The sequence below is a fragment of the Rahnella sp. BIGb0603 genome, assembly GCF_024808755.1.
Taxonomy (GTDB): Bacteria; Pseudomonadota; Gammaproteobacteria; order Enterobacterales; family Enterobacteriaceae; genus Rahnella; species Rahnella contaminans.
In genome coordinates this window covers 1-7,590 of sequence record NZ_JANUEX010000016.1, presented here as the reverse complement: position 1 = coordinate 7,590, position 7,590 = coordinate 1, and the positions used below count along the sequence as shown (strand labels likewise).

Annotated in this window: 8 protein-coding genes and 1 pseudogene; 5 read left to right on the top strand and 4 right to left on the bottom strand. The window is 46.3% G+C overall.

Features of this window, described 5'->3' with window-relative positions:
* Positions 1-350 (bottom strand): annotated as a pseudogene (locus tag M2403_RS24800) (hypothetical protein); the annotation flags it as partial.
* Between the two features lie 290 nt (positions 351-640).
* Between M2403_RS24800 and M2403_RS24795 the strand changes: the two are divergent.
* Complete coding sequence (locus M2403_RS24795; protein WP_259231255.1) at positions 641-1,027, top strand: hypothetical protein; 387 nt, start codon at positions 641-643, stop codon at positions 1,025-1,027.
* 739 nt (positions 1,028-1,766) lie between these two features.
* The gene (locus M2403_RS24790; RefSeq protein WP_259231254.1) at positions 1,767-2,282 is read left to right on the top strand and encodes a hypothetical protein; all 516 of its coding nucleotides are present in this window, start codon (positions 1,767-1,769) and stop codon (positions 2,280-2,282) included.
* 318 nt (positions 2,283-2,600) lie between these two features.
* Here the strand turns inward: M2403_RS24790 and M2403_RS24785 are convergent, their stop codons facing one another.
* Entirely contained in the window at positions 2,601-2,768 is a 168-nt protein-coding gene (locus tag M2403_RS24785) for a hypothetical protein (protein WP_259231253.1), read from the bottom strand.
* A 449-nt stretch (positions 2,769-3,217) separates the two neighbouring features.
* Here M2403_RS24785 and M2403_RS24780 point away from each other — a divergent pair, with 449 nt between their 5' ends.
* From M2403_RS24780 to M2403_RS24765, 3 genes are all read left to right on the top strand, one after another.
* Positions 3,218-3,772: a hypothetical protein gene (locus M2403_RS24780; RefSeq protein WP_259231252.1), complete on the top strand. Its 555-nt coding sequence runs from the start codon at positions 3,218-3,220 to the stop codon at positions 3,770-3,772.
* 3 nt (positions 3,773-3,775) lie between these two features.
* Complete coding sequence (locus M2403_RS24775; RefSeq protein WP_259231251.1) at positions 3,776-4,321, top strand: hypothetical protein; 546 nt, start codon at positions 3,776-3,778, stop codon at positions 4,319-4,321.
* A gap of 1,301 nt (positions 4,322-5,622) precedes the next feature.
* Positions 5,623-5,985 (top strand): entry exclusion protein 1, encoded by a 363-nt coding sequence (locus M2403_RS24765; protein WP_259231250.1) that lies wholly within the window; start codon positions 5,623-5,625, stop codon positions 5,983-5,985.
* A gap of 580 nt (positions 5,986-6,565) precedes the next feature.
* On the opposite strand, the gene M2403_RS24760 is transcribed toward M2403_RS24765, so the two are convergent.
* Together M2403_RS24760 and M2403_RS24755 are read right to left on the bottom strand one after the other, a co-directional pair.
* Positions 6,566-7,024, bottom strand: coding sequence for a hypothetical protein (locus M2403_RS24760; protein WP_259231249.1), 459 nt, complete (start codon positions 7,022-7,024; stop codon positions 6,566-6,568).
* Positions 7,024-7,590, bottom strand: a 567-nt coding sequence (locus M2403_RS24755; RefSeq protein ID WP_259231248.1) for a hypothetical protein, incomplete at its 5' end; no start/stop codon positions are given. The genes M2403_RS24755 and M2403_RS24760, both read right to left, overlap by 1 nt.

Below are 7,590 nucleotides of genomic sequence, written 5' to 3'. Positions count from 1 at the left end.
GGGTCATCGCCGGCTGCGTACTGTGGATCGTAAAGGTCGATGGTTTTGAGATTCTCGAGGAAGTTCTGCAAGTCGACGCCCTGTAGCTGGGTTTTCAGCGACTCCGCTTCACGTAATACCTGCTGATAATCAGCCAGCATCTGATCGTAGCGTTTATAGGCTTCCAACAGCTGCGAGTTGCTCAGTACGGTTTGTTTCATGTACTGCTCGTAATCCCGGATACCCTGCGATATTTCCCGTAATTGTCCGGCGATTTGTGTCGCATCTGTTACCGGGATAATGGCGTAAGCGGGCATACATAAGCAGCCAGACAGGAGAGATGTGAGGAAAAACAGTGTTTTTAAGTGCATGCGCATATCCTTTCTTCGCTGAGTAAACCTTCCTGTACGGCTCTGTCGCGCTGACGCTTGACCAACGCTTCCCCGGGCAGATTGAAATCTGTCCGGGATCACCGTTTCGGATGTAAGGAATGCTCACCACAGGACGTGGCGGATTGGAGGCGCTTAACGGCCGGAGGATGCGCGTAACCGGCTGGATAATGGTACCAAAGGTGGGCAGGTAGTCCAATTAGTGACCGTGTCGTTTTGCTATTATCATGCTCTGATGAGTATCTTGACCGATGTTAAGGAGGGCGGCGGCTATGAATAAAAAAAGAAAATCGGGTGCACAGATTTCGGGGGATCCTCGAAAGAGGCAGGCCAATAAAACTCAAAAAGAAAGTGGCAGGGCGCAGCGCCCTTCGTTGTCTGCTCTCAATACGGGAATCGACTTAAATGATGATGATTTAGATGAGTCAGAAATTTTGCAGGATGAATTTATTCTGGCATATCCTGAATGGGAAAAAAGCGGTGACTGGGCTATTACGTCCCAGATAATCAGGGCGTTTGATGGGTTCATTCTCTGGAGGAAGGTGGCAAAAGGAGAACCTTTCGATATCAAGGAATGTTTTGAACGGAATAAAATCACTGACCTGGCGGAGGACGCAACCAACTTTTTGATATCTAAAAATCTGTACCCGAGCCAATAACGCAAAAAAGCCTAGCTTGGTGGGCTAGGCTTTTTTGCGTTAAGAATGACCGTGCTGCTTATAACCTGCGAACTATGACAATAGTCGCGCCAATCGATCTCCCCGTCAACGTTCAGCTTCAATAGCTGACATTTCGAGACTTGCTACCAAGTCATGCGATATAAAGTGCGCAAATAACACCCTTTTCGACGATGTTTGAAGATCTTCAGAGAACCTTATGTGTATTTATACATACCACTCAAATGCCATCAGAGTGGCCACCAGTTCGTTTTAAAACGAATGCGTGGTCTAGTCCGTTTTTTTTGTAAAAGTCTCTTAGAATCGATTTGAAGGCGGTTTGCGTGGATAAACGGATCTAGACACTCAATAAGGTTAGGACATGAGCAGGGATGTTTAGTAGAATGAAGGTCTGCGGCTCAGTGAGCATCAGAAAACAAAAAGGCAGCTATCAGGTACGGGCGTCGGAACCTAAGCACTTGATAGCTGCCACTTCCAGTTCAGAGACTGAAAACGACCTGATGCAGGTTGCTTTGTTTAGCAACTCGTATCAGGCCGTGGCGCATTATTGCGGGAATTTGTCACCAAATTCCAGAAGATTTTGCGATCTATTCTGCGCTGTGCAGGGTAGAAAGAGGCCGCTTAACTGGGTTTATCCTTCAGTGTTGGAGATAGATCCTTATGAGTAAATTAGTAATTTCTAAGCAAACATCATCCCTTCTTTTAATCAAAGGGGATTGCCATGCGTAAAGTAACCGATGATTACACCCCAGAAAAAGCGCATGACGAGCTGATCGCTTTTTTTCATCCCCATCCCGACGCGGTTGATGTCATTAACTCCCTCACCCGAACCGAGTCATGCGTTCTCGCTGCATTGCTACTCGACAGCAAATCGTTAACCACCTCCGGATATACAATCCCTGCTGATTGTTGTGTAAATCGTGCATCTGCAGTCGTCCATTCCTTAGAGAAAAAGCACTCTTTCCCTATCTCAAGTCGTAAGGTTGAAACTGAATCAGACGTGGGTAATAAAACTCAGCAATCCCTTTTCTTTATCACGAAAGAAGATCAGGAAAGGCTGAAAAAAGACCCGCTGACCGTTTTCAGCCAATGTCATGAAAATGCCGTGGCTAAAAAGGAGAGCCAGGCGCAGAGGGATCTGAGAAGGTTGGTTAGGGAGTACGGGGAAGACGGAGTTTTCAATATGATTAAGCGCGTTGCAAATGATGCGGAAGGCTCCGATAAAAACGCCGGATAACATAGAGTTAAATCTTAAATAAAAGCCGCATAAGCGGCTTTTATTATTTTGAAACCGCGTCATAAAAAATGGGATTTTGGCCTGTTCGCTAAATTTTAGCGGCTAAAATCTCCGCCGCCGGTTTACGTGCATAGCTATTCACCGGCTCAAAAGTTATCAGTACCATTCAGGGCGGTTTTCAGGGGGTAAGGTGGACAAAAACAGCGTGTTGGACATCAAAACGCGCAGAGGGCCGTTGAGGCGGTGCAGAGAAGGGATGTTATGGTAAATGCGAGTATAGGGCTTATACAAAAAAGCCGCCCTCTGGGCAGCTTGGAATCAGATTTTTTTGCCTAGCGGCATGAGATGAATGGTTGCCATAAGCGCGGCAAAGAAAAACATCAGCATGGAGAAAAGATCGGGAGCACCAAACCATGATGCATATCCGATGTGCGACTCCGAGCTGTTTAAGGCATCCAGAACAGCATGAATGACGTTTATGCCCATTTTGACTTCCTCAGTGGATTAATTCGGAACTAGTTACGGTCGTAATAGCAAAGTCCATTTTACGCCTACAGAGAGGGGGGGCGAAGTCGTGATGGATGAGATGTAATGCTCAGTTGTAGGCGCAGTGGCCTATGACCACTTCAATTATTTTTCTCTAATTTTGATTTATCTGCCCCTTTCATCCCATTCAGCACAACGAGCACATTCAGCACAATTCAGCACATTCAGCACAGCGAGTACAGCAATGGTGCGTAACTTATTGTTTTTATAGGTGTGCATGTTTTGTTTATTACATCTCAACTATTTAGTTGTAATTAATTTTTCTTTATGAACACTCTATATGTAGATGTACAACATCACAGCCAAGCATAAACCATGATATAACTCATTGATTTAAAAGGATATTAATATAATATTGAATCATCAAATTACTACTGGAGGTAAATAGAGTGTCTGAAAAATCTAAAGAGTTACTGCTAGAGGAAAATGTAGTGTCAGGAAGAGCTAAGAAGGCCGGAAGAAGGACAATAGCCACAAAAAGGAAAAACTTACTTGAGGACTTGTGGGCGGGGGAACTTGACAACCTAAATATATGGAATCGCCATGACCATGATGGTTTTACTACAGTACCCAGAACTCTAACTTACGTTAACCGGATATTAGATTTTCTTGGAGGGACTGGCTCTCCTTTATCTCAAACTTACCTTGCTCTTTGGTGTCGAGTGTTCGACGAAGGGTTTGTTGAAATTAGAGATAAAGAAGGAATCGCATATGAGGCAGGATTTAGTGGCCAAAGAGCAGTGACGACTTGGACAGGAAGGATGAAGAAGATAAGAGAGCTAGGCTTCATAACAACAAAGCCGGGGACCTCAGGTGAGTTTCAATATGTGATTTTGCTCAATCCTTTATCTGTAATAAAAAATCTCTATGAGGGAAAGGAAAAAGATGAGCGTTACAACGCCTTAGCAGGCCGTATGCAGGAGGTAGGTGCTAAATGGGAGTGATTTATGGCTAGTTATTTTCCAGCGTTAGAAATTTCTGGGAATGCTTACGACTTTGAGCATCTAGATCCCTTCGTCATGATAGTTAATAGTGACATGGCGAGGAAAAGTTTAAGAGTGCACGTGAGATTTACTAACCATTGTTTCACAAGAGGTTATGACTCTTTCTCTCATCCAGCCGGTGAGCCTGCTATTGAGGATCATAGTGGAAATAAGAGAACATTTTGCCCGATAAGATATCGGTTGTCTTTGAGTCTCCCGGACATCATTAAACGATTAATTAATCCTCAGGAGAAGGTTTACCAGACCTTCGCCAGGAGAAACTGGGCTTACACAGTGACAATTGATGACCCAGCTGGACCATATCATTTGTTTTTCGAGATAAGAAAATCTCCGGCTTCAGAGCGACACTTACAGGATTTAAATATTGTTATTGAGAGTGCTTACCATGAAGAAAAAGGATATGGCCCGCCGAACCTTTTGGGAAGAGTAGGCTTTGTTGCCCTATGCGGTATGGTTTTTTGTGGCAAGAAGCTTGCGACGAAGAGATAGAAAAAAAGCACCACAAGGGTGCCTTTTCTTTTTCTTGATAATCGTTCCGGACACCACTAGCTTTCGCTTGGGTTCGCCTTGCGCGAACACAGGAGTCTCACTTTTCCTGCTGGGTAGCGCTCAATCTCATCCGGTCAGTCGCTACGACATAGTTACTATAACAAAGCCAACCCCGTAATTCAGTACAACATCAATGCAGATATCTAAATGAAGACTTATGACTACATGGAGCACCATCAGTACAGAAATGTACATTAACTATATGAAATCAAATGTGGTAATGTTATATATATTACAACTAAGGGTTTGAGTTGTGATGTAAAAGTCATCTCTTTAAAATGTATGCTAATGCAGCCGTAAAAAAAGATAATTTCATCAACATGTTGATTTTAAAGTACTTGTTCTAATTTGTTGTTTTTCTGATTTCAGTTCATAACGGAGCATGTGCTTGCCAAAAATGTAGAGCTTATATCGGCATTTGCTACAGCATGGGAAACGAGGATCTTCTTGAGATCCTTTTCATCTGAGCGTAATCTCTTGCCCAGAAACGAAAAAACCGCCCAGCAAGGCGGTTTTTCCGAAGGTTCGTAGTGTCAGCAAACACTTTGAACCGCGGTAACAGGGTGTACAAGACCACTGAAACCTAATTCGTCCTTTCAGTTTAGCCGTAATTCGGCCTCAACTTCAAGAACTCTGCATCAGTAATCTTGTACACCCGTTACCAATGGCTACCGCCAATGGCGATTCGTCGTGTCTGTCAGGGTTGGACTCAAGAGTGTGTTACCTGATACGGCGCGGTAGTCGGACTAAACGGGGAGTTCGTGCAGATAGTCCAGCTTGGAGCGAACCACCTAACAGGAACCCAGTTGCACGGGTAGGAATGAGAAAACGCCACCTTACGGCGGTCTGCAACGGGTAAACCTCATGGTGGGAACAGGAGAGCGCACGAGGGAGTCGCCGGTACGGAAACGTCTGGCATCTTTAAGTCCTGTCAGGTTTCGCCACTTCTGATTTGAGCGCCGGTTATCGCAAGATTTCTGTGAAGCTCGTCAGGAGGGCGAAGCCTATGAAAAAACAGCCCGGTGGGCTGCGCCATCTCCGTCTTTTCCCATACCGTCTTCTCTCTAGTGTTATCCCATGATTTTTCTTCACACTCATTTTTTCCCTCGAACCGCACCGCTCGCCGCAGTGTTGACTAGCGAAGTCTGTCAACGCGAGGAAGCGGAATATCGCCCACTCTCAATGTGTTCGCGTTACACTCCTTTCTTATCCTTGTGTGCCACTTTATATAGGGGTGTTTTATGGCTTGGCACAGTGTGTCACAGGCACAGAAACTGGCGCGTAAAAGCCGCCGTACACTTTACCGTGATATGGCGGCAGGCCGCTTGTCTTGGCGTACCAACGATAACGGGCATCGTGAAATTGATACCAGTGAACTTATGCGTGTCTATGGTCCGCTATCTGACGATGGCACGCGTGAGCGGCACACTGTGGCACAGCCTTCTGGCACAGGTAATAATGATGTATTGCTTGCTGAGATCAGGTCATTGCGTCAGGAGGTGGCTGAACTGAAAGGCATGATGTTACGTCTTGAACACAAACCTGACGTAGTTCCCGAAACCGTGGCAAAAAAATTGCGTTGGGCGTTTTGGAAACGATGGTAAGGGGATCATGGATACTCAGATTTTCAGATTGGCGTCGCCGGATATCTGAAAGTTTACGCCGCGTAAATTTAGGCTAATTATTGAGCCTCACCCCCCTATTTTACCCCCTATGGCGGCCTCTTTTTTCACATAGTGGGTAAAATAGGGGGCAACATAGAGGGGGAGATGTGTGTTTTGGTCTTAACCAAAACACACACAAGGGCATGAGGGACTAATTTTCTGGACGAAAATCAGACCCTTGAGGGTTACACCCTCTCTAAGACCTTCGCGGCTGAACGCCGCTGCGGCCTCAGATTCACCCAGCCCCGTCCGACGTCTTCGACGCCTGACCCACCCCTTAAGACGGCAGCTCGTTTCACTCACAAGCCTTTAAGGTGTGGGTCAGGCGCCTTCGGCTTAGACGGGGGGGCGTTGCCCCCACTGCACGAATCGTCCGTAGGCGGACTCGGAACGCTGGGGCGTTCCGTCGTTTGTGGCTCCCCCAACGGCACGATCACCCTGAACGGGTATCGCAAACCGTCGCTGTTTATTTTGTGCAAAAAAAACGGCCACTCACGCGGCCGTCATTCTGATTTCGCTTTCAGTTACCAACCGGCAAACCAAAATACAGCCTTGCTGCGGTAATATCGCCACCGCTTTCTCCCAGCTTTCCCATAAGCCAGGAGATCTCATAATCCACGTCGAATTGCGTGATTTTACCCGCCCACCGAGTGGCTTTTGACTGCCCATCAAGCTCGTCATAAAGCACGATCAGATCCCGTAATTTCTGTTTTTTTTGTCCCGGGGACAGTTTTCCATATGCCTGCTGGCAGTAATTTTTTGTCCCTCGTGACGGCACTGCTTGCTCTGCTTTCATGCGCGCTTCGTCTTTGCATGCTCCCGTATTTTTTGCATCGCAGGTCTTCATTAACTCGGGCACCATTTTTTGGTGACGTTCGTCTACCGCATTTTGGATAGGGTCTACATGCCGTTCAGCAGCGCCGACGTTAGCCGACAGGACAATAAGGAATACGGCTATAGCACCAGTAATAAATTTCATCAGTTTTTACCCTCAAAAGCCTCAGCCATACGTTGCTCTTTCAAAGCCCGGGTTCTGGCCATTTTATTGAAATAGTCGTTAGCAAGCTGATTCGACATGCTGAAATCGGTATTGGTCTGCGCCTGTTGATTCAGATTTTGTTCAAGCATGACCTGATTCTGCCGGGCAAGAAGCTGCATAGTTTTCAACTGGTCGTTGTCACCAAGGTTTTGCAGATCGTCATTTAAGCCTTGAACCTGTTTGGTTTGGTCTGTGAGATTTTGTTTAAAATTATTGGTTGCTACCTGCTGACGAACAGCCATTTCAGCTTTGTTTTTTCGGTACTGAAAGATGGCTTTGGCGCGTTCTCTGTCATCACCGGTGTAGGGGATCGCCGCGTTCATATCTGACCACTCCTGGTCGGTCATTCCCCAGCCATTGAGTAGTTTATTCCGCTCGACCGCATCGTCCCACGGTTGGCTTCCTACATTAGGGTCATCGCCGGCTGCGTACTGTGGATCGTAAAGGTCGATGGTTTTGAGATTCTCGAGGAAGTTCTGCAAGTCGACGCCCTGTAGCTGGGTTTT